This is a genomic window from Mesosutterella porci, from assembly GCF_022134585.1.
Lineage (GTDB): Bacteria > Pseudomonadota > Gammaproteobacteria > Burkholderiales > Burkholderiaceae_F > Mesosutterella > Mesosutterella porci.
Genome location: NZ_JAKNCT010000002.1, coordinates 80,619 through 105,342 on the forward strand (window position 1 = coordinate 80,619; position 24,724 = coordinate 105,342).

The 24,724-nt window shown below is 62.0% G+C and carries 26 protein-coding genes and 1 tRNA gene; 5 read left to right on the forward strand and 22 right to left on the reverse strand.

Translation table 11 applies throughout. From position 1 onward, the window contains the following. Positions 1-258: 258 nt before the first annotated feature. From ychF to MAF45_RS02015, 9 genes are all read right to left on the reverse strand, one after another. Positions 259-1,353 carry a redox-regulated ATPase YchF gene (ychF, locus tag MAF45_RS01975; protein WP_237977880.1) on the reverse strand — a complete coding sequence of 365 codons (1,095 nt, stop codon included), beginning with the start codon at positions 1,351-1,353 and terminating at the stop codon, positions 259-261. A gap of 58 nt (positions 1,354-1,411) precedes the next feature. Beyond that, positions 1,412-1,939, reverse strand: coding sequence for a 2-thiouracil desulfurase family protein (locus MAF45_RS01980; protein WP_237977881.1), 528 nt, complete (start codon positions 1,937-1,939; stop codon positions 1,412-1,414). A gap of 10 nt (positions 1,940-1,949) precedes the next feature. Next, on the reverse strand, positions 1,950-2,576 hold the full coding sequence (gene pth / locus MAF45_RS01985; protein ID WP_237977882.1) for an aminoacyl-tRNA hydrolase: 627 nt from the start codon (positions 2,574-2,576) through the stop codon (positions 1,950-1,952). Positions 2,577-2,651: 75 nt separating this feature from the next. Continuing rightward, the gene (locus MAF45_RS01990; RefSeq protein ID WP_237977883.1) at positions 2,652-3,356 is read right to left on the reverse strand and encodes a 50S ribosomal protein L25/general stress protein Ctc; all 705 of its coding nucleotides are present in this window, start codon (positions 3,354-3,356) and stop codon (positions 2,652-2,654) included. Positions 3,357-3,420: 64 nt separating this feature from the next. After that, positions 3,421-4,389 (reverse strand): ribose-phosphate pyrophosphokinase, encoded by a 969-nt coding sequence (locus MAF45_RS01995; RefSeq protein ID WP_237977884.1) that lies wholly within the window; start codon positions 4,387-4,389, stop codon positions 3,421-3,423. A gap of 92 nt (positions 4,390-4,481) precedes the next feature. Continuing rightward, positions 4,482-4,558: transfer RNA gene (locus MAF45_RS02000), tRNA-Gln, on the reverse strand. Positions 4,559-4,572: 14 nt separating this feature from the next. Next, the gene (ispE, locus tag MAF45_RS02005; RefSeq protein WP_237977885.1) at positions 4,573-5,454 is read right to left on the reverse strand and encodes a 4-(cytidine 5'-diphospho)-2-C-methyl-D-erythritol kinase; all 882 of its coding nucleotides are present in this window, start codon (positions 5,452-5,454) and stop codon (positions 4,573-4,575) included. Further along, complete coding sequence (locus tag MAF45_RS02010; RefSeq protein WP_237977886.1) at positions 5,444-5,983, reverse strand: lipoprotein insertase outer membrane protein LolB; 540 nt, start codon at positions 5,981-5,983, stop codon at positions 5,444-5,446. Before MAF45_RS02010 ends, ispE begins: the two co-directional genes overlap by 11 nt. Continuing rightward, positions 5,980-7,719: a tetratricopeptide repeat protein gene (locus MAF45_RS02015; protein WP_237977887.1), complete on the reverse strand. Its 1,740-nt coding sequence runs from the start codon at positions 7,717-7,719 to the stop codon at positions 5,980-5,982. Before MAF45_RS02015 ends, MAF45_RS02010 begins: the two co-directional genes overlap by 4 nt. A 99-nt stretch (positions 7,720-7,818) precedes the next feature. Between MAF45_RS02015 and mutY the strand changes: the two genes are divergently transcribed. After that, a complete protein-coding gene (gene mutY, locus MAF45_RS02020) occupies positions 7,819-8,886 on the forward strand; it encodes an A/G-specific adenine glycosylase (RefSeq protein ID WP_237977888.1) in 1,068 nt (355 codons plus the stop codon). Here the strand turns inward: mutY and rapZ are convergent. The 8 genes from rapZ to MAF45_RS02060 form a co-directional block, all read right to left on the reverse strand. Next, positions 8,877-9,743, reverse strand: coding sequence for an RNase adapter RapZ (rapZ, locus tag MAF45_RS02025; protein ID WP_237977889.1), 867 nt, complete (start codon positions 9,741-9,743; stop codon positions 8,877-8,879). The two genes, mutY and rapZ, sit on opposite strands and share 10 nt — an antisense overlap. 48 nt (positions 9,744-9,791) lie before the next feature. Further along, positions 9,792-11,249, reverse strand: coding sequence for an RNA polymerase factor sigma-54 (gene rpoN, locus MAF45_RS02030; protein WP_283206969.1), 1,458 nt, complete (start codon positions 11,247-11,249; stop codon positions 9,792-9,794). A 17-nt stretch (positions 11,250-11,266) separates the two neighbouring features. After that, positions 11,267-12,061, reverse strand: coding sequence for an LPS export ABC transporter ATP-binding protein (gene lptB, locus MAF45_RS02035; protein WP_237977891.1), 795 nt, complete (start codon positions 12,059-12,061; stop codon positions 11,267-11,269). A gap of 3 nt (positions 12,062-12,064) precedes the next feature. Then, positions 12,065-12,670, reverse strand: a complete 606-nt coding sequence (gene lptA / locus MAF45_RS02040) for a lipopolysaccharide transport periplasmic protein LptA (RefSeq protein WP_237977892.1) — start codon at positions 12,668-12,670, stop codon at positions 12,065-12,067. Positions 12,671-12,687: 17 nt separating this feature from the next. Then, the gene (gene lptC, locus MAF45_RS02045) at positions 12,688-13,257 is read right to left on the reverse strand and encodes an LPS export ABC transporter periplasmic protein LptC (protein ID WP_237977893.1); all 570 of its coding nucleotides are present in this window, start codon (positions 13,255-13,257) and stop codon (positions 12,688-12,690) included. A gap of 6 nt (positions 13,258-13,263) precedes the next feature. Continuing rightward, entirely contained in the window at positions 13,264-13,809 is a 546-nt protein-coding gene (locus MAF45_RS02050; protein ID WP_237977894.1) for a KdsC family phosphatase, read from the reverse strand. Continuing rightward, entirely contained in the window at positions 13,809-14,792 is a 984-nt protein-coding gene (locus tag MAF45_RS02055; protein WP_237977895.1) for a KpsF/GutQ family sugar-phosphate isomerase, read from the reverse strand. The genes MAF45_RS02050 and MAF45_RS02055 overlap by 1 nt, the downstream gene beginning before the upstream one ends. Before the next feature lie 104 nt (positions 14,793-14,896). After that, positions 14,897-15,664, reverse strand: a complete 768-nt coding sequence (locus tag MAF45_RS02060) for an enoyl-CoA hydratase/isomerase family protein (RefSeq protein WP_237977896.1) — start codon at positions 15,662-15,664, stop codon at positions 14,897-14,899. A 180-nt stretch (positions 15,665-15,844) separates the two neighbouring features. On the opposite strand from MAF45_RS02060, the gene mtnA reads away from it, so the two are divergent. From mtnA to MAF45_RS02075, 3 genes are read left to right on the forward strand one after another with little or no spacing between them, the layout of a single operon-like run. Beyond that, entirely contained in the window at positions 15,845-16,918 is a 1,074-nt protein-coding gene (gene mtnA / locus MAF45_RS02065; protein ID WP_283206970.1) for an S-methyl-5-thioribose-1-phosphate isomerase, read from the forward strand. Continuing rightward, positions 16,915-17,868 (forward strand): class II aldolase/adducin family protein, encoded by a 954-nt coding sequence (locus MAF45_RS02070; protein ID WP_237977898.1) that lies wholly within the window; start codon positions 16,915-16,917, stop codon positions 17,866-17,868. The genes mtnA and MAF45_RS02070 overlap by 4 nt, the downstream gene beginning before the upstream one ends. Further along, on the forward strand, positions 17,865-18,365 hold the full coding sequence (locus tag MAF45_RS02075; protein WP_237977899.1) for a twin-arginine translocation signal domain-containing protein: 501 nt from the start codon (positions 17,865-17,867) through the stop codon (positions 18,363-18,365). Before MAF45_RS02070 ends, MAF45_RS02075 begins: the two co-directional genes overlap by 4 nt. A 113-nt stretch (positions 18,366-18,478) precedes the next feature. Here MAF45_RS02075 and aspS read toward each other — a convergent pair whose 3' ends face one another. The 3 genes from aspS to MAF45_RS02090 form a co-directional block, all read right to left on the reverse strand. After that, the gene (aspS, locus tag MAF45_RS02080) at positions 18,479-20,287 is read right to left on the reverse strand and encodes an aspartate--tRNA ligase (RefSeq protein WP_237977900.1); all 1,809 of its coding nucleotides are present in this window, start codon (positions 20,285-20,287) and stop codon (positions 18,479-18,481) included. Positions 20,288-20,460: 173 nt separating this feature from the next. Next, entirely contained in the window at positions 20,461-21,081 is a 621-nt protein-coding gene (locus MAF45_RS02085) for a DUF502 domain-containing protein (protein ID WP_237977901.1), read from the reverse strand. Positions 21,082-21,161: 80 nt separating this feature from the next. Further along, positions 21,162-21,383, reverse strand: coding sequence for an FmdB family zinc ribbon protein (locus MAF45_RS02090; protein WP_237977902.1), 222 nt, complete (start codon positions 21,381-21,383; stop codon positions 21,162-21,164). Between the two features lie 138 nt (positions 21,384-21,521). Between MAF45_RS02090 and MAF45_RS02095 the strand changes: the two genes are divergently transcribed. Further along, positions 21,522-22,373, forward strand: coding sequence for an inositol monophosphatase family protein (locus MAF45_RS02095; protein ID WP_237977903.1), 852 nt, complete (start codon positions 21,522-21,524; stop codon positions 22,371-22,373). Here MAF45_RS02095 and MAF45_RS02100 read toward each other — a convergent pair. Then, complete coding sequence (locus MAF45_RS02100; RefSeq protein WP_237977904.1) at positions 22,354-23,766, reverse strand: ATP-binding protein; 1,413 nt, start codon at positions 23,764-23,766, stop codon at positions 22,354-22,356. The genes MAF45_RS02095 and MAF45_RS02100 overlap by 20 nt on opposite strands. Then, positions 23,763-24,482: a response regulator transcription factor gene (locus tag MAF45_RS02105; protein WP_237977905.1), complete on the reverse strand. Its 720-nt coding sequence runs from the start codon at positions 24,480-24,482 to the stop codon at positions 23,763-23,765. Before MAF45_RS02105 ends, MAF45_RS02100 begins: the two co-directional genes overlap by 4 nt. Positions 24,483-24,724 lie beyond the last annotated feature (242 nt).

The window sequence follows — 24,724 nt, forward strand, 5'->3', positions numbered from 1 at the left end:
CAGTTGCGAGGCTGCCAGAAATGCCTTCCGCCCGCAGGTGGAAATTCTACAGTCCGGTCGGCAGGAATCCCTATGAGGATTTTAACTGCAACGCCCGAGGCATCCATAAGATGAAGCTCAAAAGGGCTACGGGGCCGACGCCAGGACCGCCTGCACAGGAAAAAGGGAAGAAGGAAAAAAGAAAAAAGCACCTGCGGGGGAGATCCCGCAGATGCTTTTCGGAAAGCATCCTGTCCGGGGCCCCGGCGGGGCCGCGGCTTAGACGTTGAAAAGGAAGGTCATGATGTCGCCGTCTTTCACGACATAGTCTTTTCCTTCCGATCTTTCCTTTCCCGCTTCCTGCGCGCCCTTTTCGCCGTGATACTTGATGTAGTCCTCGTAGGCGATGGTCTGGGCCCGAATGAAGCCCTTTTCAAAGTCCGTATGGATAACGCCGGCGGCCTTCGGGGCCGTGTCTCCCTTGTGAATGGTCCAGGCGCGGGTTTCCTTCGGGCCGCTCGTGAAGAACGTCTGCAGGCCGAGAAGGTCGTAGCCCGCGCGGATGACGCGGTTTAGTCCCGGTTCCTTCAGGCCCATGTCGGAGAGGAACATCGCCCGGTCTTCTTCCGGCATCTCGAGGAGCTCCACCTCTGTCTGGGCGGAGACGGCGACAAAAGAGGCCTTCTGCTGAGCGGCGATTTCCTTCACCTTGTCCAGGTAAGGGTTGTTCTCAAAGCCGTCCTCACTCACGTTGGCCACGAGCATCACTGGCTTGAGCGTGAGCAGCCCGTAATTCTTGACCGTGTGCAGCTCTTCTTCGGAAAGGGGAACAAAGCGCGCGGGGCGGCCTTCAGATAGTGCGGGCAGAAGCTTTTCCAGCACGGCGACCAGCTTTGCGGCTTCCTTGTCTCCGCCCTGCTTCGCGATCTTGCCCCATTTCTGGAGCTGCTTTTCGACAACGGTAAGGTCGGCCAGCGCGAGCTCTGTGTTGATCACATCGATGTCGGAGGCCGGATCGACCTTTCCCGAGACGTGCACGATGTTGTCGTCCTCAAAGCAGCGGACGATGTGCGCGATGGCGTCGCATTCGCGGATGTTGGCGAGGAACTGGTTGCCAAGGCCTTCGCCCTTGCTGGCGCCGGCCACCAGTCCGGCGATGTCGACGAACTCGACGGTGGCAGGGACGATTTTCGCCGGGTGGTCGATGTCGGCCAGCGCCGAGAGCCTCGGGTCAGGAACCTCGACGATGCCGACGTTGGGATCAATCGTACAGAAAGGGTAGTTTTCGGCCGCGATGCCCGCTTTGGTGAGGGCGTTGAAGAGAGTGGACTTGCCCACATTTGGCAGGCCGACGATGCCGCATTTAAGACCCATGTTGCAAATTCCCTAAAAAAGAGGAAGGACTGGCCCCCTCAAAAAATGAATGAACTGATTATCCCGCAACCCCGCAGCCGCAGGAAGATGCTCCCGGCTGATCCGCGAAAGCTGCCTCGAAGGCTTCGACAAGCTGCGTCTCATCGAACACCAGGATGCCGGAGCGGCGCAGCAGTGCGGCCGCAACTCCCTCGCCCCGGACCACGCGGCCGGAGAAAGCGCCGTCGTGGATGAAATTCACGCCGCAAGCGGGGCTTCGGTCCTTAAGAACGGCGATACGGACGCGGTTGGCGAGGCACAGTGCCAGCGCGGCCCGAGCTCCCTCAAGGTACTGGTGCGTCTTATCCCCGCCGTTGGCGTCCTGCACTATCGCGCGCCCGGCCAGGACGGCTCCGCCAGATGCGGCTGCGATTTCGCAGGGCGCGCGCGGGGTCGGCAGGCCGCCGGCGCACTCGGGGCACAGCGAGACGATGCTTCCGCCCGAAGCGATGAAGCGTGAGAACAAGGCGTCGCCGAGCGAGCTGCGGCCGTCCCAGCGGACTTTCTGGCCGAGCAGGCATGGGCTGACGAAGATCACCGGATTCATGGCGACCGCCTCAGGCCGTCTCGCTCGCTTTCGGGGGATGCCCGAAGGGAGAGAGGCTCCTTTCGGCCTTGTCGAAGCGGCCTTCGGCGAGATCCTCCACGCTTTCAAGCGCAGCGGCGATGCAGCGGTCGATCCCGGCCTGCTGCTCCGGGCTCGCTCTGTGCAGGACGAAGTCGGCCACGGGCTGGGCGAGTCCCAGTGTTCTGGGGTGTCCCGTCCCGAGCCTGAGCCGCCAGAAATTCGGGGTCCCGAGCTTCTGGGTAATGTCCTTCAGACCGTTGTGGCCGGCATTCCCGCCGCCCAGCTTGAGCCGCATGCAGGAAGGCGGCAGGTCCAGCTCGTCGTGGACGACTAGGATCTGCTCGGGCGGAATGTGGAAGTACTGTGCCATCGCGAGCACGGCCTGCCCGGAGCGGTTCATGTAGGTGGTCGGCTTCATGAGCCAGACATCATGGCTGCCAATGTGCGCCTTCGCAGTGAAGGCAAAGAACTTTTTTTCCTCAGAGAAGAAAGCCCGGTATTTTTCGGCCAGTGCGTCGGCAAACCTGAAGCCCGAGTTGTGTCGGGTTCCCTCGTATTCCAGGCCGATGTTTCCCAGCCCCGCGATGAGGCAGATGCCCTTGGATGGATTGGACACGGCGGTTCCTTGTGAAACGGATAAACAAAAGGCTCTCCGCCAGGGGGAGAGCCTTTTTCAACGGAAGACAGAAGTTTATTCGGACTTCTTGTCGTCCGCAGCGGCGGCGCCAGCCGCAGGAGCGGCGGCAGCACCGGCGGCGCCGGCGGCAGCGCCTTCGGCAGGCGCAGCGGCGGCTGCAGCGGCAGCGGCGTCCGCGGCCTCGTCGGCTTCTTCTTCCTTGAAGTCGGTGATCACAGTGGCGATGGCCGTGTCTTCGCCCGGCTTCTCGACGACCTTGACGCCCTCGGGCAGGTTCAGGTCGGAGGCGCGCAGGGTGGTCTGAGCGGTCATGCCGGACAGATCGACGTCAATGAAGGCGGGCAGATCCTTGGGCAGGCAGCGCACTTCCAGGAAGGAAACCAGGTGGCTGATAAGGCCCTTGCTGATCTTGACGGCAGGGCTGTTCTCGGCGCCGGCGAAGTGCAGCGGCACGCGCATGTTCATCGGGACGTTCGGATCCACGCGCTGGAAGTCGATGTGCAGAACCTGCTGCTTGTAGGGATGCAGCTGGAAAGAACGCAGCACGACAAGCTCGTCCTTTCCGTCGAGGTTGAGCGTCAGCACGGAGGAGTGAAAGGCTTCCTTGCGCAGGGCGTAGAAAATCGGGTTGTGGTCCATCACGATCGGGGTCGCCGGCAGGTTGTTGCCGTAGACGATGCCGGGGACCTTGTCGGCGCGACGCAGACGGCGGCTCGCACCCGTACCTTGCGTCTTACGTGTGGTAGCGGTGAAATTCATTTAAAGCTCCAAAAGAAAAAAATAAAGGGGCTTCTCCGCCGCGACCAGCGGAGAAGCCGCGGTTTTACTCCGCAAACAGAGAGCTTACGGAATCCTCGTTGGCAATGCGAGAGATGGTTTCGCCGATCAGAGCCGCGCAGGACAGCTGGCGGATCTTCGGGCAGGCTTCGGCCTCGGGACGCAGCGGGATCGTGTCGGTGACGACGAGCTCGTCCAAGGGCGAATTTGTAATTCTTTCAATGGCGTTTCCTGACAGGACAGGATGGGCCGCATAGGCGAGGACACACACGGCGCCGCGCTCCTTGAGGGCGCTTGCGGCGTTGCAGAGCGTGCCTGCGGTGTCCACGATGTCATCGGTGATCAGGCAGGTGCGGTCCTTCACCTCGCCGATGATGTTCATGATTTCGGCGACATTGGCGCGCGGGCGGCGCTTGTCAATAATGGCCAGATCAACATCGAGCGCCTTCGCCATGGCACGGGCGCGCACAACGCCGCCGACGTCCGGCGACACCACCATCAGGTTGGACACCACCATCAGGTTGGGGTAGTGGTGGGCAAGAATGTCGTTGAGCAGGACCGGAGTGGAGTAGATGTTGTCCACGGGAATGTCGAAGAAGCCCTGAATCTGGTCGGCGTGCAGGTCCATGGTGAGCACGCGATCAACGCCCACGGACTGCAGCATGTTTGCGACGACTTTCGCGCTGATCGCAACTCGGGCGGAGCGCGGGCGGCGGTCCTGGCGGGCGTATCCGTAATAGGGGATGGCCGCCGTGATCCTGCGGGCCGAGGCGCGGCGCAGGGCGTCGACCATGATCATCAGCTCCATCAGGTTGTCATTGGCCGGTACGCAGGTGCTCTGCAGGACGAAGACGTCGCGTCCGCGGACGTTCTCGTTGATCTCAACGGCAACTTCCCCATCCGAGAAGCGGTTCACCGTGGCGCGGCCGAGCGGAATGTTCAGGTGCTGCGTGACAGACAGGGCCAGCTTGGGGTTGGCGTTGCCCGAGAAAACCATAAGCTTGTCGGAAACCATGATTTAACTCTTCATCCTCGCAGGGCTCATCGTCCCGCAGTTATAAAAAATAAACAAAAAACAATAAATCTATACTTCTGCCGCCGGTTCGCTGGCAGGGGAGACAGGACTCGAACCTGCGAATACCGGAATCAAAATCCGGTGCCTTAACCAACTTGGCGACTCCCCTGCGAAGGACAGCTATCAAATATTATCCAACCATCCGCTCAAGGGATGTTCGTGCAGACTTCGGACAATGAAGCACTGCCAGGCTTCCGGCGCCCGGCGGAGGACGGCCTCGGCGGCCTTCCCGTCGCTCAGGGCGGCGAACGCAGCGGAACCTGACCCGGTCATGCGGGCTGCGCCGAGTCTTCCCAGATAGGCAAGAGCCTCAGGGACCTGAGGGATGGACTCTGAGACCACCTGCTCGAGGTCATTGTGCAAGTCTTGCCGGAGCCGGCCGTTCCGGAAGCAGCCGCAAAGATTGTTAATTTTCAACGATTGAGGATGGCTTGTCAAGTCAAAGCGCTGGAAAGCCTGCGGGGTGGAGGAACCAACGCCTGGCCAGATCACCGCGAAGAGCTCGTCTGGGAGATCCACCGGGCTGAGCCGCTCGCCGACGCCTTCGACGAAGGCGCTGCGTCCCCCGATGAAAAACGGGACATCTGCGCCGAGCCTTGCCCCGAGATCCATCAGATCGGACCGGGACAGGCCGGCGCCCCATAGCCGGTTGAGTGCGATCAGAGTCGTAGCGGCGTCCGAAGAACCTCCGCCCAGCCCTGCACCGGACGGTATTTTCTTGTGCAGCCTGACGACAGCCCCTGCGCGGCAGCCGGCTTCGCGTTGCAGCAGCCGGGCAGCCCGCACGCACAGGTCATCCCCGGGCGCGCTGGCAAGGTCGCCGATCCGTTCAATTTTTCCGTTCTCCAGCTTTCGGAAGCTCAGGTCGTCACACAGGGACACGAGTTCGAAAAGAGACTGCAGAAGGTGATAGCCGTCGCTGCGGCGGCCGATGATGTGCAGAAAGCGGTTGATTTTGGCGGGTGCGGGAAGGTTGACAAAGCAGCTGTCGGAGTCAACGGGCATATCTTTGCCTCGAGTCAATGAAAAGGGTGGCCCGGATGAGGGGTGAGCCTTCCGAAGGTTCCTTTCTGAGCCTCACCAGCTGAGGCAACCCCTGGCTTGTCCGCTGCACCACGGAGACGTCCCAGCCCTGCAGCTCGAACGAGTCCGCAGTTCCGGTGTCCGCCTCAAGCAGGCTCCTGAAGGCGGCAATCGGGAAATCGAACCCCAGATATTCGGCCATCAGAGCCTGGGCGGAGCGGCCTTCGAGCTTTTTGCCGCTGCCGTCCTCGAAGACGGCCCGGCCGGGGTACATTGTCAGGCGCATCAGGGTGCCTGCAAGGGGGTGGCCTATGTCAAGCCTCTGCCAGCCTTCTGCCTCGGTCCAGACAAAGGAGCCGCGGTCGCTGCGGCTGTCGCCGCTGGATTCGACCGAGATGGAAAACCGTCCCTCAATCTGCCGCTGAACGCGCTCGCCCTCGGGCGGGCGCAGGGCGGAGCAACCCGCCAGAAGCGATGCGAACGCCGCGGCAAGGAAAAACCTGCGTTTCATGGCGGCGGGAGACTTTCTTGGAGCTTTTTGAGCGGGGCGCTGTCAGGATGCCTTTTAAGTCCGGCGCTGACGATCTTTCTTGCTTCATCGAGATCGCCGGCTTTTGCGTAGGCCTGCGCCAGATGAGCCGCCGTCTCGGGGTCATAGCGCAGCCCGATGGACTGCTTCAGGTAGCGCTCAGCCAGTTCAAGGTCGCCCAGCTTGAAGTGCACCCAGCCCAGAGAGTCCAGGATATAAGGGTCGCGGGGCTTGAGCCGGTCTGCTTTTTCAATGTAACCGAGCGCCTCGCGTAGCCGCAGGCCGCGGTCGGCCAGCATGTAGCCGAGGGCGTTGTAGGCGGAGGCGGAATTCGGGCGGAGGGCGAGAACTTTCCTCAGGTAAAACTCAGCATCTTCCAGGTTATTCACCTTTTCGGCCATCATGGCCGTGTCGTAGAGGAAATCAGGCTTCCCGGCCAGCTCCCCGGCGCTGTCCTTCATGAGTTCGTAGGCCTGCTGCGATTGGCCCGCCCTGTCGAGCAGCTGGGCCTGCGCCGTGACAAGCGCGGCGCGCTCCTCTGGTTTTTCCGACCGGGTGCCGGCGAGGACCGCCGCGGCCCGATCCGCTTTTCCGGCAGCGGCGAGCAGTTCGGCCAGCCGCAACCGGGCGGGCACGTAGTGCGGCCCTTTTTCGACCTTGTAGTACCACCCGATTGCTTCCTCGGGATGCTTGCGTGCCTCGCTTACAACGCCGAGCCGGAATCTGGCGCTGTCAAGGTGGCTGCCTGCGCCCGTGCCCGAAGTCTGCAGGCTCCGCTTGTAAAAGCCGAAGGCGTCGTCTGTTTTCCCAAGCGCTTCCGACAAGGTGCCCAGCTGAAACCACTGCGCAGGAGACAAAGGCTCGGCGGAAAGAGCCTGGAGCTGCTTTCCGGCCTCCTTCTCCTCCTTCTCCTCCTTGTTGAGCACCAGTGCCCGCGTATAGAGCAGGCGGGCCCAGACCGCACGGGGATGGGCTTTCAGAAATGCCGCGAGCGCGGGGATGGCCTCCGCGCTGTTGGTCATCGCAAGCGGGATAAGGCTCTGGCGGATCACCTCCTCGTTGCCGCCGGAGCGGCTGATGGCGAGTTCGGCAAATTTCCGCGCTTTGGCGGGCTCGCCGGCCTGAGCGGCGAGCTGGCTCAGCAGAAGGGGCAGCTGCGGCCGTTCGTCTTCTTTCAGGCTCGGGCTGGCCAGCCGCTCTATGACGGGAAAAGCTCGGGAGGCATCGGCGCCGCTGAAGAAGACGACGATCTGCCCGAGAAGCTGTTCGCGAGTGCTGCTTGTCTTCAATGCTTCCGCCAGCGCCGGCTCGGCGCTCTCATAGCGCCCGGCCCTGACATCTTCGAGGGCGTGCGCAAGCCTTTTGTCCGACGGGTTGGAGGACAGCTCCTCCCAGAGCTTCAGGGCTTCGTCGGCTTCTCGCCAGGCTCTGGAGGCGGATGCGATTTCCGCCGCTCTCCTGGCGATGCCTGCGTTGCCGGTATCCCGGGCCGTCTTCATCAGAGTAGCGTAAGCTGAGCCGGGGAGGTTCCTCTGGGCGGCTACCTCCGAGGCGATCAGTTCGAACAGGACGTCGCTCGTAAGGGCCGGGTACGAGGCAGCAGCGCCTGCGGCTTGAGACGAGCCGGGCTGAGCCCCCGCCGCGGGGCAGAAGGCGATCGAGGCGGCCAGCGCCGCAGAGATCGCGAACCAAGGGAATCTCCAAAAAGCCAGAGGCATAGGTGACTCTTAACAAGAAGAAGCGTGCTTAGGCGCAAGTCTAACGATTTTCTGGAAATGTTTTGCGGATCCGCAAAAGCCGGGGTTGTGAGAAGAAGAATGATGAAAAATTTTGCGACGCTCCTCACCGCATGGCAGAAGCGCTCGGGAAGGAAGGATCTTCCCTGGCAGAAGACGACAGACCCTTATAAAAGGTGGGTGTCGGAAATCATGCTGCAGCAGACGCAGGTCGGCACGGTAATTCCTTTTTACCTGAAGTTCATCGAGGACTTCCCCAGCGTCGAGTCGCTCGCGCGGGCCTCCGAGGAGGAGGTGCTGAAGCACTGGTCGGGGCTCGGGTACTATCGCCGGGCCGTGAACCTGCACGCAGGCGCAAGGAAAATAGCGGAATCCGGAGGGGAATTTCCCCAAAGCGTCGAGGCTCTGATGCAGATCCCCGGCATTGGACGGTCGACGGCCGGGGCGATCGTCTCGAGCTGCTGGGACAGACCGGCGCCCATTCTGGACGGAAACGCAAGGAGGGTCTTTTCGCGCTGCTTCGGAGTCCGCCGCGGTGCTTCCCAAGCCGCCTTCGAGAATGAGCTCTGGGCCATTGCCCGTCGCGAGCTGCCGCAAAGCGGCTGCCGCGCTTACACCCAGGCGCTGATGGATCTTGGGGCAGGGGTCTGCACGCAGAAATCACCGCGTTGTGCGGACTGTCCCCTCAGGGTCGGATGCGCAGCCTTCGCCTCCGGCAGCCCGGAGAGCTTCCCGGGCCGGAAGGCGGCGGGCGCAGGCCGGGGCAGAGAGGTGCGGCAGGAGGCGTTTCTCATGATCCGGGGGCCTCAGGGGCTGTGGCTGCAGAAAAGGACGGAAAAAGCCGTATGGCGAGGGCTGTGGTGTTTTCCCTGCGTGCAGGGCGGCGGCGAGAGCCGAGCCGTTCGGGAGGGGCTTCGGGCGCTGGAGGCGGTGGACGCAGACAGCCTGCGCTTCTACCGTAAAGTGCAGCATGACTTTACGCACTACAGGCTTGAAATGTTCGTCTGGAGTGTTCAGAGCGCAGGCCGCAGTCCGGACCTGCACGGCAGGGGACGGTGGTTTAGCCGCGCTGAGGCGGCCGAAGGAGCCCTGCCCGCCCCGGTGAAGAAGCTGGCGCTTGAATTTCTTTCCGGAAGCGCTCAGCCCTGACGCGCCTTGTTGTCGAGAGCGCGGTGGCGGACCACGGCGCCTGGCGTGCGCGCAAAGCGCCGGAAGAGAGCCTCGGCCACGTACACGGAGCGGTGCTGCCCGCCAGTGCACCCGATGCACACCGTCAGGTAGTGTCGGTCCTGGGACATGTAGGCGGGTAGCCAGGCGCGGATGAATTCCTCGATGTGGCCAACAAATTTCAGCGCGTCGGTTTTCTTCTCCAGAAACTCAATGACGGGGGCGTCTTTTCCCGTGAGCTCCCGCAGGCCCGGCTCGTAGTAGGGGTTGGCAAGGCAGCGGGCATCGAACACGAGGTCGGCGGCGACGGGAATGCCCTTCTTGAACGCGAAGGACTCGAAGGACAAGGTCATTTCGGAGGCGGGTGCGTTGATGAACTGCCGGATCCAGGCGCGCAGCGTCGCGGGCGACAGGTCGGTCGTGTCAAGCACCTCCCCGACCTGAAGATCCATTTGGGCCCGCTCCTTGGCTATCGCTTCCTGCAGGCCGGTCTGGTCCCCGGGCCTGCGGTTGAGGGGGGTGAGGGGGTGGCGGCGCCTTGTTTCCGAGTAACGCTGGACGATGGCCGGGGTTGAGGCGGTGAGGGCGAGCACCTTCACGTCGTAGCCCAGGCGCCTGAGCTCGGAGAGCTTTTCCTTCGCCTTCTGGGGGGCGGCATGGGTGCGGACATCCACCGAGATCGCGATGTGCCGCTGACCGCTCGAGTCCAGGGCTTTCGCGACCGGTACGATGAAGTCAACAGGGAGGTTGTCGATGCAGTAAAAACCGCTGTCTTCGAGCTGCTTAATGGCCACGGACTTGCCGGATCCCGACAGCCCGGTCACAACGATAACTTGCATGGACGGAGCCCCCGCCGTACGGAAATTGAACGCTGCGTCTATGGTACGTCAGAGAGGGATTTTTTTCCGAAGCGAGGCGATAGGGATTTGTTCCTGCTCGCGGTACTTTGCGACGGTCCTGCGTGCCACGGCGAAGCCTTTGCCGGCCAGCAGCGCCGCGAGCTGGGAGTCAGACAACGGCCTGTCGGGCGGTTCACCTTCGACGAACTCGCGGATCAGAGTGCGGATCGCCTTTGACGAAACCGCCTGGCCCGAGGCGCTGGAGACATGGGAACTGAAGAAGTGACGGAATTCATAGACGCCGCGGGAGGACTGAAGGTATTTCCCGTTCACCGCCCTCGAAACGGTGGACTCGTGCAGCTGTGTGTCTTCGGCGATGTCACGCAGCACCATGGGTGTCAGCGCGAGTTCGCCCCTACTGAAGAAATCCTGCTGCCTGCGCACGATGGCCTGAGCGACCTTCAGGATGGTCTCGAAGCGCTGGTTCACGCTGTGCGTGAACGTCCTGGCGGCGGTCAGACAGCCGCTCATTTCCTTTGACCTGTTTCCCTGAGCGCTCATCAGCCTCACGAGCCGCTCGTTGATGCGGACGGGGGGTACGGTGGCGGGATTGAGAAGCGCCTCCCAGCGGCCTGCCTGACGCCTGACGAATACGTCGGGGATGACATAAAGCGTGGGCGAGCTTTTGTAGAGAGCAGCGGGCCTTGGCGTGAGCGACTGGATGCAGTCGTAGAGCCTCCGGACCTCTTCGTCGGAACAGCCAAGGCACTTTTTCAGCCGGGAGAAATCCTTCCGGGCCAGTTCCTGGAGATGCTCGGCGATGGCTTTTTCCGCAAGCTCGTGAATCTTTCTTTCTTCCGGCGGACAGAACTGGATTCTGCTCTCAAGCTGCAGCAGCAGCGACTCCTGTGGAGAGGAGGCGCCCACGCCGATGGGATCGAGCCCGCGCAGCACCCGGAGCGCCTCCTGCCACTGCTCCGGCGCCGCGGGCCCGGTGGACGTGATGCGCTCAAAGTCTCTGGCCGCCTCCTCGAGGGAGATCGGAAGGAAACCGTCGTCGTCGAGCTCCCCGATCAGGAAGGCCGCCTTGGCGGAAATATCCGGATCGAGCCGCAGCAGTCCGAGCTCTTCGTGAAGATGGTCGGCAAGGGTGGTCAGAGAGACCGCGCGGTCGATCGGAGAATAGTCATCATCGCCTTCGGGCATTCCCCAGGGCTGGTGCACCAGGTCGACTTCGGGCGGCATGTCATTGAGCGGAGCGGAGGTGGCCGAATCAGGCTCCTCCTCGTGCCGCGGGGCCTGCGCCTCGGACTCCGGAGAACCGCGAAGCGGCGAGTCCTCGCCACCTGAGTCTTCCGGAAGCTCCAGGAAGGGGTTTTCCTCGAGCGTGCGGCTGATGGTCTCCAGCAGGTCTGCCGTCGGCAACTGAAGTAGTTCGATGGACTGCTTCAGCTGGGGAGTCAGAACCATTTTCTGGCTCTGAACGATTTTCAGTGCGTTGCTCAATGCAGTCAGTCCCGGCGTTAGCGATCCACGGCGCTGCGGGGATAATCAAAATCTTCACCCAGATAGGTGCGCCGCACTTCCGGGTTGCTGCTGAGCTGCTCCGGGGACCCGGCTGCGAGGACGTGCCCGTCAGCGATGATGTAGGCGTGGTCGCAGGTTTTGAAAGTCTCTCGGACATTGTGGTCAGTGATCAGCACGCCGATGTTGCGGTCCTTGAGGATGCGGATGATTTTCCGTATCTCATTGACAGCGATGGGGTCGACGCCCGCGAACGGCTCGTCAAGCAGAATGAACTTCGGCCTGGCCGCAAGAGCGCGGGCGATCTCCGTGCGGCGGCGTTCGCCGCCGGACAGAGAGATGCCGAGATTAGTGCGCACGCCTTGAATGGAAAGCTCGTCGAGCAGCTCCTCCAGCCGCGCGTCAATCTGGCTCTTGGTCAGGGGAGCTCCCTGCTCATCCTTCTGCAGCTCCAGAATGGCGCGGATGTTGTCCTCGACGGTCAGGGACCGGAAGACGCTCGCCTCCTGCGGCAGATAGGAAAGCCCCATGCGGGAGCGCCTGTAAATGGGAAGGTGGGTGATGTTCTCCCCGTCGAGGTAGATGGAGCCGCCGTCGACCGGCACGAGTCCCACGATCATGTAAAAGCTGGTCGTCTTGCCCGCGCCGTTTGGACCGAGCAGCCCGACGACCTCACCGCTTTTCACCTGCAGCGACACGTCCTTCACCACTATGCGGCTGCCGTATCTTTTGCGCAGGGCCCGGGTATCAAGGGTGTGGGATCCTTTCACAAGCGAGTTCAGGGAATCGGTCACGGCTTACTCCTTGCGGCGGGCGCCGATGGAATCCGACGACCTGAGCCCCGTGGTGTCTTTGGCCGAACTGCCGGATTCATTGTCCTTTTTCCGGGGCGCAATGATAGTCGTGACGCGCTGCCGCTCGCCACTCACCATGCCGCCCTGGGCCTGGGAGCGGGCATTGCGGATGTCGTAGACGATGAGCTGCCCCGTCGCCTCGTCCTTGAGCACGCCGTTTTCGGTCCTCGTGAGCCTGGCGTTGGTGATCAGGGTGATGGTGTCCTTCTCCTCGTTGTAAATCATCTTGTCGGCCTGGGCGTGCATCCACTCGCTGATGCGTGGGTCGGGATTGTCACGCTGCTGCTTGAATCGCGCCTGACGGCCCGTCATGACGCCGGTTCGGTAGCCTTTCTTATTGACGCTGAGGTCCATGCGGTCTCCGTGCATTTCCAGCGAGCCCTGATGGACTTCGACGTTGCCGGTATAGATTGCGGTCTGCTGGACCTGGTCGCCGGAAAAACGGTCCGCAGCGATCTCGATGGGCTTGCTGCTGTCGGACTGGAGGGCCTGGACGGCCGCGGCGGCGAAGCCCGTCGCGGCAATCAGGATGATTTTGTTCTTAAGCATTTAATGCCATCCCCAATTTATTTTTTCTGCCGGACGATGTGCGTCTTCACATTGCCCGACAGGCTGATCGTTCCCCGGGCATGGTCATAGACCATGGAGCCCGCTGTGGTCCTGTCTTCCCCCCAAGCGAAAGCGACAGGGACGGACGACACGAAACGTTCTGTGTCGGGATACGCCGTGAGCTTTGCCGTGCGGAAGCTCATGGCGGCCGAATTCTTCCATGCGGCCCGATCTAGGCTGACCTGGCCCTCGAACTCTATCGTCTGGCCGCCGTCGCTTGTCCAGCCGCGCCGGGCCTTCGCGATGACCTTGGGCTTCGAGGGCTCGAAAGCGACAAGCTCGGGCTCCGCGACATCGGTCCGGTCGTCCGAGTAATGCACCATGCGCCGTCCGATCAGCCGCCGCTGGGGACTGCCGTCCGGGCCGAAGGCCGTCACGGTGATGTTTTCGGCCGTGTAGTCCGGAGAGTTCTCGCCCGGTATGTATTTGAGATCCTTCAATCTCGCCTGAGTCGCATAAAAATAGCTCGCCCCGATGAGAAGCAGCAGCAGCACGATGGCGACGACGGCCGAAATTCGCTCCCTCATGATTCGCTACCTAAACCGGGACGGCTCCGGGTTGAAATAGATTTTGTCGAGCAGCTGGTCCCATTTGCCCTGTGCCTTCAGGATGGCTTCGGCCATTTCCCTGACAGCTCCGAAGCCGCCTTTTCTGCTGGAGACGAAAGCGGCCTGGCTGAGCACGGCCTGCACGGCGTCAGAGGGCGCGCAGGGCAGGCCGCAGAGCTGCATCACCGGCAGATCCGGCACATCGTCCCCCATGCAGGCGCATTCGGACGCCTCAAGCCTGCGGGACTTGATGAGGTCGAGGAAGGCCCGCTTCTTGTTGATCTGTCCTTGCAGGACATCGCGGACCCCCAGTTCCCGCAGCCTCGCGCCCACGATGGCCGAGCGCCGGCCGGTAATGATGACTACGTCGATGCCGGCGGCTATCATCAGCTTGATGCCAAGACCGTCCTTCACATTGAAGTGCTTGCAGAGTTCTCCCTGTGAGCTGGTGATGATCTGCCCGTCAGTGAGAACGCCGTCCACGTCCAGCACGACAAGCTTTATTTTCTTCGCCTTTTCTTCTAACGTCATCAGATCACCTTTGCCGTCATCAAATCGTGCAGGTTCAGCGCCCCCACCAGGCGTCTCTTCTCGTCTACAACCGGCAGCTGGTTGCATCTGCCGCGGTCCATCAGCTGCGCGGCCTCGACGGCGAGGGCCTCAGGCGCTATGGACTTGGGTGTGGCGGTCATAACCTCCTCGATCCTGTAGCGCCGGATGTCCCCTACCCGCTCGATCAGGCGTCGGAGGTCTCCTTCGGTGAAAACGCCGAGCAGGCGACGCTCGCAGTCAACCACGGCAGTCATCCCTATGCCCTTGCGGCTGATCTCCTGAACGGCCTGCAGGACATTGGTGCCCGGCGTCACGGCTGGCACGTCGTTGCCGCGCCGCATGACGTCCGAGACTCTCAGAAGAAGCCTGCGGCCCAGCGAGCCGCCGGGGTGCGAACGGGCGAAGTCTTCCTTTGTGAAGCCTTTGGAGCCCATGCAGGCTATCGCCAGCGCGTCTCCCATGGCGAGAGTCGCCGTCGTTGAGGCGGTCGGGGCCAGGTTGAGCGGGCAGGCCTCGCGTTCGACGTGTACGTTGAGCGCAATGTCGGACTCACGGGCGAGCGAGCTCTCCAGATTCCCCGTCATGGAGATGAGGAACGTGCCTTCGCGCTTGATGACGGGCACGATGGCGAGGACCTCGCTCGTCTCTCCGGAGTAGGAGATTCCGATGAGCACATCATCGCGCGTGATCATGCCGAGGTCGCCGTGAGAGGCCTCGGCGGCGTGCACGAAGAAGGCAGGAGTGCCGGTGGAGGCCATGGTGGCCGCTATTTTGCGGGCGATATGGCCGCTTTTGCCGATGCCGGTCACCACCACGCGGCCCCTGCAGGACAAAAGTGCGCGGACCGCCCGGGCGAAGTTTCCGTTAAGGCGCGACTTCAGCGCGCTAACCGCGGCGGCCTCTGTTGCCAGAACCTCCCCGGCCAAGGCCAGAATGCCATGGTCCTGTTTATCGGAATTCATATCCACCAAGTCCATTAATAGGGGCAATTTCTTAATGATACATTGCCAGGGAATCGGTCAGAGCCCCCGCAGGGCAAGAAAACCGTTTCCGTTTGTAGGGGCCGTCAGGAACCCTGGCCTTCCATTGAAAAATCGGGTTTCCGCCCCTCGAGGAAAGCGGCCCTTGCAAGGCTCGCCTCGTCGGTTCTGCACTGCGCGCGGTGCGCTTCAAGCGCGTCGCGCCGCGCCTGGGGCAGGTCTGAACGGCAGGCGCTCCGGACGAGGGCCTTGGCCGCCCTCACCGCGTGAGGGGGCAGCCTGCACAGCCGCAGGGCCCGGGCCGCGGTTTCCCGCACCACAGCCTCATCCGGAAACACGGCGTTGACGAGCCGCAGCCGCAGGGCTTCCTCGGCTGAGATCGGTTCGGACAGCAGGAGCTTTTCCGCGGCGAAGCGCTGCCCGCAGCAGGCGGCTAGACTCTCGGCGACGCCGTGAGGAGGTACGAACCCCATGGCACTGAAGGGCAGGGAGAAAAGGGCGTGCTCGCCGCAGAAAACCATGTCGCAGGCGAGCAGGATGATCACGGCCATCCCGACCGCTGGTCCGTTCACCGCCGCGAGCAGAGGCTTGTTCAGGCCGTCGATCGCCTCGAGAAGGCGCTCTTCGCGCTCGTAATAGTCGGAGGCTCCGTCGAGGGCCTCGTAGTCCGTGCCGGCGGAGAAAAGCCCCGGCAGTCCCTGCAACAGGATCACCCTTACGGTCGGATCTCCGTCCGCATCTTTCAAAGCCTGCGCAAGGTCGTCGAGCATTTCCAGGGAAAGGCTGTTGCGTTTGGCGGGGTTGCTGATTGCGATGGAGCGAACGCCCGAGGAGGTTTCGATGACGAAATTCATTTGTGTAGGGAACTCCCAAAAGGTCGGCCTGCCGGGCGGGGCCGGAGAAAAAGGAAAGCGGCTGTGGCAGGCTGCGTTAAGTTTATATCCGGGCGATCCGCGGCGAACGCCCCGGCCTCAGGCCTTCTCAGGCAGTAAGCTATAGGCCGTCAGAACAGCAACCGCAGCGGGGTTTTAACCATGCTTGTTGAAGGCAAGCCGATGAGAACTATCTGGACGGAGGACGGAGGAAACTCGGTCCTTTACATTGACCAGACGCTCCTTCCTTATGAACTGCGGATCCGAACGGCCCGCAGCTGGGAGCGGCTGGTGCAGGCCATTGAGCGCATGGAGGTGAGGGGAGCACCGCTCATCGGTGTGTCCGGCGCCTGGGCTGCGGCACTCGCGGTCGCGGACGATCCGAGCGGGGACGAGCTCAGGAGGCGCCTGGAGGCGATAGCCTCCGCCAGGCCCACTGCTGTTAACCTGCAGTGGGCCGTGAAGCGCATGTCAGCGCGGCTTTCTGGCCTTGAGGGCCAGGAGAGGATCCGCTGCGCGCGCAGCGAGGCGGCCCGGATGGCCGAGGAGGACGTAGCCGCCAACCGCTCGATAGGGAGGAACGCGGCGCGGCTGCTGCGGGCCCTGTCCGAAGCGAGGCCGGGGCGGCCCCTTCAGATTCTCACTCACTGCAATGCGGGCTGGCTTGCGACGGTCGATTACGGAACGGCGCTTTCCGGCGTTTACCAGTGCAGCGCAGACGGGATTCCGGTTCATGTCTGGGCCGACGAGACGAGGCCTCGTCTGCAGGGACTGCTAACGGAGTGGGAGCTGAGGATGGCGGGCGTGCCGGTGACGCTGGTCGCCGATAACGCGGGAGGATACCTCATGCAGCGCGACCTTGTGGACGTCGTGATCGTGGGAGCGGACCGAATCGCCGCGAACGGGGACGCCGCCAATAAGATCGGCACCTACTTGAAGGCCCTCGCGGCTCGCGAGAGCGGCGTCCCCTTTTATGTGGCCGCGCCGTTTTCAACCATTGACTTTTCACTGAGCCGTGGCAGCGGCATTCCCATTGAAAAGAGGCCGGGCGGCGAGCTGCGTGAGATTCGCGGCGTGTGCCGCAGCGGGAGCGTCTCAACGCTGAGGATAGCCCCTCAGCAGACCGATGCGTTTAACCCGGGCTTTGACGTGACGCCCGCGGAGCTGGTCACGGGGTTCATCACGGAAAAAGGGGTGCTGCTCCCCAGCGAACTTTTGAAATGGAGGCCGCAATGAAGCCTTTTGACAATGAGGCTCGGGCGAGAGAAAGCGTCATCCGGGCGGCCCTGGGCATGGCCGGGGCCGGTCTAGTGGTCAACAAGGCCGGAAATGTTTCGGCAAGATGTGAAGAGGGGGGGCGGACTGCTTTTCTGATCACGCCTTCAGGGATGGACTACGAATCCCTCAGGCCCGCTGACCTGTCCCTGATTTACTGGGATGACGGGACGAAGCAATGGGTCCACAGCGGACCGCACAAGCCTTCCAGCGAGTGGCTGATGCATGCCGAAATCTACCGGGCGCACCCCGGGTGGGGCGGCGTCGTGCATACGCATTCCCCCAGGGCTACGGTTCTCGCCTGCAGGCAGACTCCGATCCCGGCTTTCCATTACATGGTGGCAGCGTCCGGAGGAGAGGACATTCCGTGCGCGAAGTATGCGCTCTTTGGCACCCCGGAGCTGGCCCGGAACGTGCTTGAGGCGCTGAAGGAGCGCCGATGCTGCCTGATTGCCCACCACGGTGTCGTTGCCGCAGGAAGCGATGTGAGCCAGGCTCTTAGCCTTGCCGTGGAGGTCGAGAACCTGGCCTCGATGTACATTGAGCTCCTCGCCCTTGGGCCGGCCGAAGTGCTGACCAAAGATCAGATGCGCGAGGTTCTGGAGAAATTTAGTGCTTACGAGGACAACAGCAGGAGGCTCAGCCGCCGCGAGTCCGCGCAGACGCGCTCCGACGGGATGCCTTTGTGGAAATACGCCGACGGCCGTAATATTTCCTGTACTGAAAAGGTGAAGGTTCTCGATGAGAACTTTAGGGAAATAGGGCGGCTGATGGCCGATGCTCTCGATGACGCCGTTCTTATCGGGTGCCCGTCCGAGCAGTACCGTTGGGCTCTGGAGAATCTGGCAGCCGGTCTGAAGAGCCGCTATCCGGATCAGAATCCGGAAGAAAACAGTCGGGGTGGGTCATGAAAAGAAGAACACTGTTGAAGGCCGCTGCGGCCGGTGCCGCCGCCTTGGTGCTTGGCGGCTGCGCGCACCCCCAGCTTATCGCCAAGGGGGTTTCGGAGGCCGATATCGTCGCGAAGCTGGGCAAGCCCCACGCAAGGACGGTCTTGCCCGACGGAACGGTGCGGCTCACCTACTCCTGGCAGCCCATGGGGCAGGCTGTCTGGTGGATGTTCCTGGATTCCTCCGGCCGGTACTTTAAGCTCGAGCAGGCTCTCGTCGAGGATAACTTCCCGATGATCAAGCCCGGGATGACCCGCGCTCAGGTCTATGAACTGCTGGGGCCCTGCGCGGAGGAGTACAAATTCCCCGCGCTCAAGCAGACTTCGCTGATGTACCGCTATGAAGACTATTCCCGCGCTCCGATGGCTCTGTGGGTGGATCTCGACCTGACCGGCCACGTGGTGTCCTGGACGACCAGTACGGACCCCTGGCTAGACCGGCCGCTTCCGATGCTCTGAGTTTCCCGGGCCGGGTTTCCGGCGGAAGCGGGGGCGCGGCCGCGCCCCCCAAAAAAAACCTCTTTCCCCCGAGGGAGAAAGAGGTCGAAGCGGGCGCGGGCCCCTATAAGGGCTTACTCGCCGTCCTTGGCGGCTGCCTTATGCTCGTTTCTGAGCCTGATATGCAGCTCGCGCAGCTGCTTCTCGGTGACCGGCGCGGGTGCGTGCGTGAGCAGGCACTGGGCGCGCTGGGTCTTCGGGAAGGCGATCACGTCACGGATGGAATTCGCCTTGGTCATCATCGCGACGATGCGGTCCAGACCGAAGGCGATGCCGCCGTGCGGCGGCGCGCCAAACTTCAGGGCCTTCAGCAGGAACCCGAACTTCTGCTCGGCCTCCTCGGGGGTGATCTTCAGAGCGCTGAAGACCTTTTCCTGCACGTCTTCCTTGTGGATTCGGATGGAGCCGCCGCCGATTTCCCAGCCGTTGAGCACCATGTCATAGGCCTTGGCGTAGCAGTGCTCGGGATCGCTCTCGAGTTTGTCCACGTCGGAGTCCTGCGGGCAGGTGAAGGGGTGGTGGCAGGCCATCCAGCGGTTTTCCTCGTCGGACCATTCGAACATGGGGAAGTCGACGACCCAGAGGGCCTTCCATCCGTCCTTGAAGAGGCCGGCCTTCTTGCCGAACTCGCTGTGGCCGATCTTGAGGCGCAGGGCGCCCAGAGAGTCCCAGACGATCTTTTTCTTGTCGGCGCCGAAGAAGATGACGTCGCCGTCGTTTGCGCCGGTTCTTTCAATCACGGCCTTCAGGAATTCATTCGACAGGTTCTTGACGATCGGGCTCTGGAGGCCGTCGCGGCCCTTGCTCTTGTCGTTGACCTTGATGTAGGCGAGACCCTTGGCGCCGTAGATCTTGACAAATTCGGTGTAGGAGTCGATCTCGGAGCGGGGCAGCTCGCAGCCGTGCGGCACGTTCATGGCGACCACTTTGCCGTTCTTCATTGCGGCGGCGTTGGCGAACACCTTGAAGTTCGTGTCATGGCAGAGATCCGTGATCTCTTTGAATTCAAGCGAGACGCGCAGATCGGGCTTGTCCGAGCCGAAGCGGGCCATCGCATCGTCCCAGCGCATGACCGGGTACGGATTCGCCAGATCCACGTTCAGCACTTCTTTGAACACGCCGCGCACCATTTCCTCAAACAGCGAGCGGATTTCCTCCTGAGTCATGAAGGAAGTTTCGATATCGACCTGGGTGAACTCAGGCTGGCGGTCGGCGCGCAGGTCCTCGTCGCGGAAGCACTTGACGATCTGGTAGTAGCGGTCGAAGCCTGCAACCATGAGCAGCTGCTTGAAAAGCTGCGGGGACTGAGGCAGCGCGTAAAAGCAGCCTTCCTCCACGCGGGAGGGTACCAGATAGTCGCGGGCGCCCTCAGGGGTGCTGCGGGTGAGAGCCGGCGTTTCGATGTCGATGAACCCGTGCGCGTCCAGGAAGCGCCGGAAGGCCATCGCGGTCTTGTAGCGCAGGCGCAGGTTGTGCTGCATCATGGGCCTGCGCAGGTCAAGCACCCTGTAGGTGAGGCGCGCGGTCTCCGAGATGTTGTCATCGTCGAGGCTGAACGGGGGCGGCAGGGAGGCATTGAGAACCTCGAGCTCTTTGCACAGCACTTCGATGCCGCCGGAAATCAGCTCTTCATTCTTGGTTCCCTCGGGACGAGCGCGAACCAGGCCGACTACTTTAAGGCAGTACTCGTTGCGGACTTTCTCCGCAGTGTGGAAGACGTCCGGACGATCCGGGTCGCAGACCACCTGAACCAGTCCCTCGCGGTCGCGAAGGTCAATGAAGATGACGCCGCCGTGGTCTCTGCGGCGGTGAACCCAGCCATAAAGGGTAACGGTCTGTCCGATGAATTTCTCATCAACCAAACCCGAATAAACGGTACGCATACAAGCTCCGGGTCAAACAAAAAAAGCAGAAAAGCTTTTTTCTGCAGAAACAAAAAGCCACCGGCGCTCCCAAGCGCCCGCAACGGGAGCCGCCGGCAACGGACATACTTTTAAAGTTTAGCGCGAGGCAGGCGCTGTGAGTGGCTTCGGGACAAGAATTGTTGGACAGCTCCTCAGGACTCGGACCTCTTTGCCTCCGAGGCAGACCCTGGCTGCACGACCCCCATCGAGACGTGGAAAGTGAGGGCCTCGTCGACGCTGCAGCTCGTGTCGCGGACATCTTCCTGCGGCACAAGGACAACATAGCCGGACGTGGGGTTGGGGGCGGTGGGGATGAAGACTGCGACCGCGCGACTCCCGCAGCCCTGCGAGAGAGCCGGCCCAGCCTGATTCGCCACGAACCCGAGCGTCCACATGCCCTTTCTAGGGTACTCGACCAGGACGACCTTCTGGAAGCTTTGGGACTGCGGATTGAGAAAAGTCCCGGCTATTTTCTTGATTCCGCCGTAGAGCTGCTTGACCACGGGAATGCGCTCGAGCAGCGTCTCCCACCAGTACACCAGCTTTCTGCCGAGCACATTGGCCACCACCACGCCTGTGAGCAGGACGATGGCCGCGGCAACAAGCAGGCCGAAGCCCGGGATGTGCACGCCGTAAATGGACTCGGGCAGCCAGCGCGGGGGCAGAAACACGAGCAGCCTGTCGCTGAACTCGATGACGCTGTCGAGAATCCAGACCGTAAAGAGCAGTGGAATCCAGAAAAGGAGCCCGGCGGAAAAAAACTTCTTGAACATGATATGGGAGAAAAAAATGCGCCCGCGGACCTCCGTGCCGGGGCCTCGGGCGCATGGCAGACCGTCGCGCCTGGGGCGCTTCAGTCAGAATTCTTGTGAGCCGCAGCGACCCCGGTGTGGCCGGCGTTGAAGTCCGTGGCGGCCCAGCCCTTTCCCTTCAGCTCGAAGCCCGGAGCGGAAAGCTGCTTAACCAGGGTGTCCTTCCCGCATTTGGGGCAGGTTTTGAGCGGCTTGTCGGAAAACTTCTGGATGACATCCTCTTCAAAGCCGCAGGAAGAGCATTTGTAACCGTAAATCGGCATGATTTCTGAATCGTCCTTCAAAAACAGACACGGGCCAGTGCTCTGGCCTCATAAAATTATAATTATGGCTCAACTGATTACTTATGTGTCGGCAAATCCGACGCGCGGCTGCGGTATTTAAATGGAGGGAGCAAAGCAATGACAGAGCCGGTCGGTTACACCAGGAATATCGGGCAGGAGGAACTCAGGCAGTTCCTGCCTTTCCTTCAGGAGCTGGCGGACGCTGCCGCCGCCGAAATCCTTCCTAATTTTCTCACCGGTATTCACGTCGACGAGAAGTCCAACCATACGCCGGTCACCCGGGCGGACCGCGGCGCCGAAAAGGCCATGCGCGACCTCATTGAAGCCCGCTTCCCCGCTCATGGCATCCTGGGGGAGGAGTGGGGCGGCAAGGAGCCGGCCGAGGCCCTGCCACGCTACCGCTGGATCCTAGATCCCATCGACGGGACGCGCGCATTCATCTCCAACTGCTTTCTGTTCGGGAACCTGATCGCGCTGGAACGCGACGACGGGGAGGGCTTCGGCCCCATCCTTTCCTCCATCGCTTTTCCCGCAGCCGGGGTGCGGGCGATCGGCTGGAAGAATCATGCGGAGCTGCGCCGCGGGACAGGCTTTTCTCAGTCCGTCCCCATGAAGGTGCGCCCGTGCTCCAGACTGAAGGAGGCCACGCTGCTGGTGACTTCCCACTGGAGCACTCCCGAGCAGGTCGGGGACGGGCGGATACAGAAGCTGGTCGATCAGGCGAAGCTCTATCGCACCTGGGGCGACTGCTTCGGCTATTTCGCCGTCGCCTCCGGCGGAGCCGACATCATGATTGACCCGGACCTGTCGTACTGGGATGCGGCCGCCCTGATCCCCGTGGCCGAGGGTGCGGGCGGCGTCATCACCAGTACGAAGGGCGGCAACCCGCTCATCGACAAGTCCGCCGTGTGTACGGCTGGCGGACTGCACCGCGAGGTGCTGCAGATCCTTAATTCTTCTTCGCTGTAGCGGCGGGTTCGGAGAGGGCGGGCAGCGTGATCAGGACGCGCAGCCCGTGCGGCCGGATGTTCTCGGCGGCAATGCTGCCGCCGAAGCGCTTGGCGGCCTCCCGTGCGATGGCCAGCCCGAGCCCGAAGCCAGAGCCCGTGGGCTGCCCCGCTCCCCTGAAGAAGGGGACAAAGAGCGTGGGTAGCTCCTTCGGGTCGGCCCCGGGGCCCTGATCCTCGATCGCGAGGCTGATTCGATCGGCGCTGCTTCTCCAAGCCCTGCAGGTGATGACGCCCTGCTCGGGAGAAAAGCGGATGGCGTTTCGGATGATGTTCTCCAGAGCGTGGGTCAGGATGTCGGAATTACCGGTCAGTCTGAGCGGTGAGTCGGGCAGCTCGGCCCGGATCGAGACTTTTTTCCTGCTGGCCTCGATGCCTGCGCTGTCAATCACGTCCTGTAGCGTTTCGCCGGCGTCAAACACGACGTGGTTCTCACGCTCGAGCGGCAGATCCGCTGCGTTGAGCCGGGTGTAGGTGAGGAGGTCATCGATCAGGGCGTCCATTTTTTTTACGTCGGATTCGATGTGGTCCAGCATTGCGGGGATCTTCTCGGGGGACTGCCTCGCGATGTCGATCGCGCAGTTCATGCGCGCGAGGGGCGAGCGAAGCTCATGGCTGACATTGTGAAAGAGCGTCTGCTGGCGCTCGAGCAGCTGCTCTATGGTCCCCGCCATCTTGTCAAAGCACTGCGACAGGCTCTGAAGCTCCACGCTGGAGGTCCGGACGGACTGAGAGACCCGCACCGACAGATCCCCGGCGGTGACCTTGTCCATGGCCTGTTCGATTTTCCGGATCGGACGGGTGATGGACCAGGCCATGCCCGAGGCGACTGCCACGGCCACCAGCAGGGAGGCGATGATGTTGGGCCAGAGCGGGCGCGACAGAAGAAAACGCGACTCGCTCAGGAAGCTGCTGCTGTTCCTTACCGTGAAGGCGAGGACAGGCCGTCCTTCGAGGTTGATCTGGACAATGTCCCCCGAGTTGGGATCCTGGGCGTACATCTCGCGGGCATGCTTTACCAGGGAGGCTGAGATGGGGCGGCCGGCCAGATCTTTTCCACTCTCGTCAACGACATAGACATAGGAACGGTCGACGGGGGTTTTTTGCTCCTTCAGCCATTGAGTGAGCCCGGCTTTTCCCGCGATGCCGGCCATCTGGGAGGCGAACACCAGCCGGTCCCTGCTTCCCGGGTTGCTCGGGATCTGGGATGAGTGCAGCCCTAGGACGATCGTGAATACGAAAATCCCCGACAGGACCATGGCCGCCAGAAAGGCGGCCAGCATGCGCCAGAAAACCGTATCGAATCTTTTAAGGGACGCGGAGCGCGGCTTCGGGGCCGTGGAAACGGAGTTCATTTGGTCTGGTTGGGCATTCTGGTGACGGACATCTGGTAGCCGAAGCCGCGTATGCTGTCGATGGAGATCGCGTCGCCCGCCGCACGGCTGATTTTGTGGCGGATCGAGCTGACATGCACATCGATCGCCCTGTCGTAGCGGCCCATGTCGCGGCCGAGAACCTTGACGTAGATGTCGGCTTTGGAAACCCGGTTGCCCAGGTTTTTGGCGAGCATTTCGAAAAGTGAGAACTCCGTCGACGTGAACTCAATCGGGGTCTGTGTCTTCGTGACCCACACTCGTCTCTGCGAGGAGCTCAGGGTGAGCGGCCCGATGATCAGGGGGATGCTTGAGGCTCCTGTGCCGGAGGATCTCCGGAGAATGGCGCGGATTCGGGCGAAGAGCTCCCGCGGAGTGAAGGGCTTGGAGACGTAGTCGTCCGCACCGAGCTCCAGACCGATGATCCTGTCGGCGGAATCGCCGCGGGCGGTGAGCATGATAACGGGGATGTGCGACCATTCTCGGATCTTGATGAGCACGTCCGTGCCCCTCATTCCGGGCATCATAAGGTCAAGGATGACGAGGTCAAAATTTTCCTGGGAGAGCTTCAGAAGCGCCTCCTTCCCGTTGTAGGAGGGCGTGGGGGCAAAGCCCTCCAGCTGGAGCCCGTCGGTCAAAAGGGAGACCAGATCCGCGTCATCGTCTACGAGAAGAATTTTGGGTTTTGCATCAGGCATGGCAACAGGTATGAAAATTGCACGCTTCTAAGAAGATTATAAAAATATTATTTATCAAAGATAACGGTTCTACTCCGTTCAATGATAACGATCCTGCCCTGTTTTGTGCTCTCCCGTGCGGCGCGGGTTGCTCGGCTGCGGCAGAGGGATGCCCGGTCTCCGACCGGTCCCGGGGCTCTTTTCAGGATCTGTGGGAAAAGTCGGAGGGTTTAATCCATTGTCGTGCTTTATAATCCGAAAAA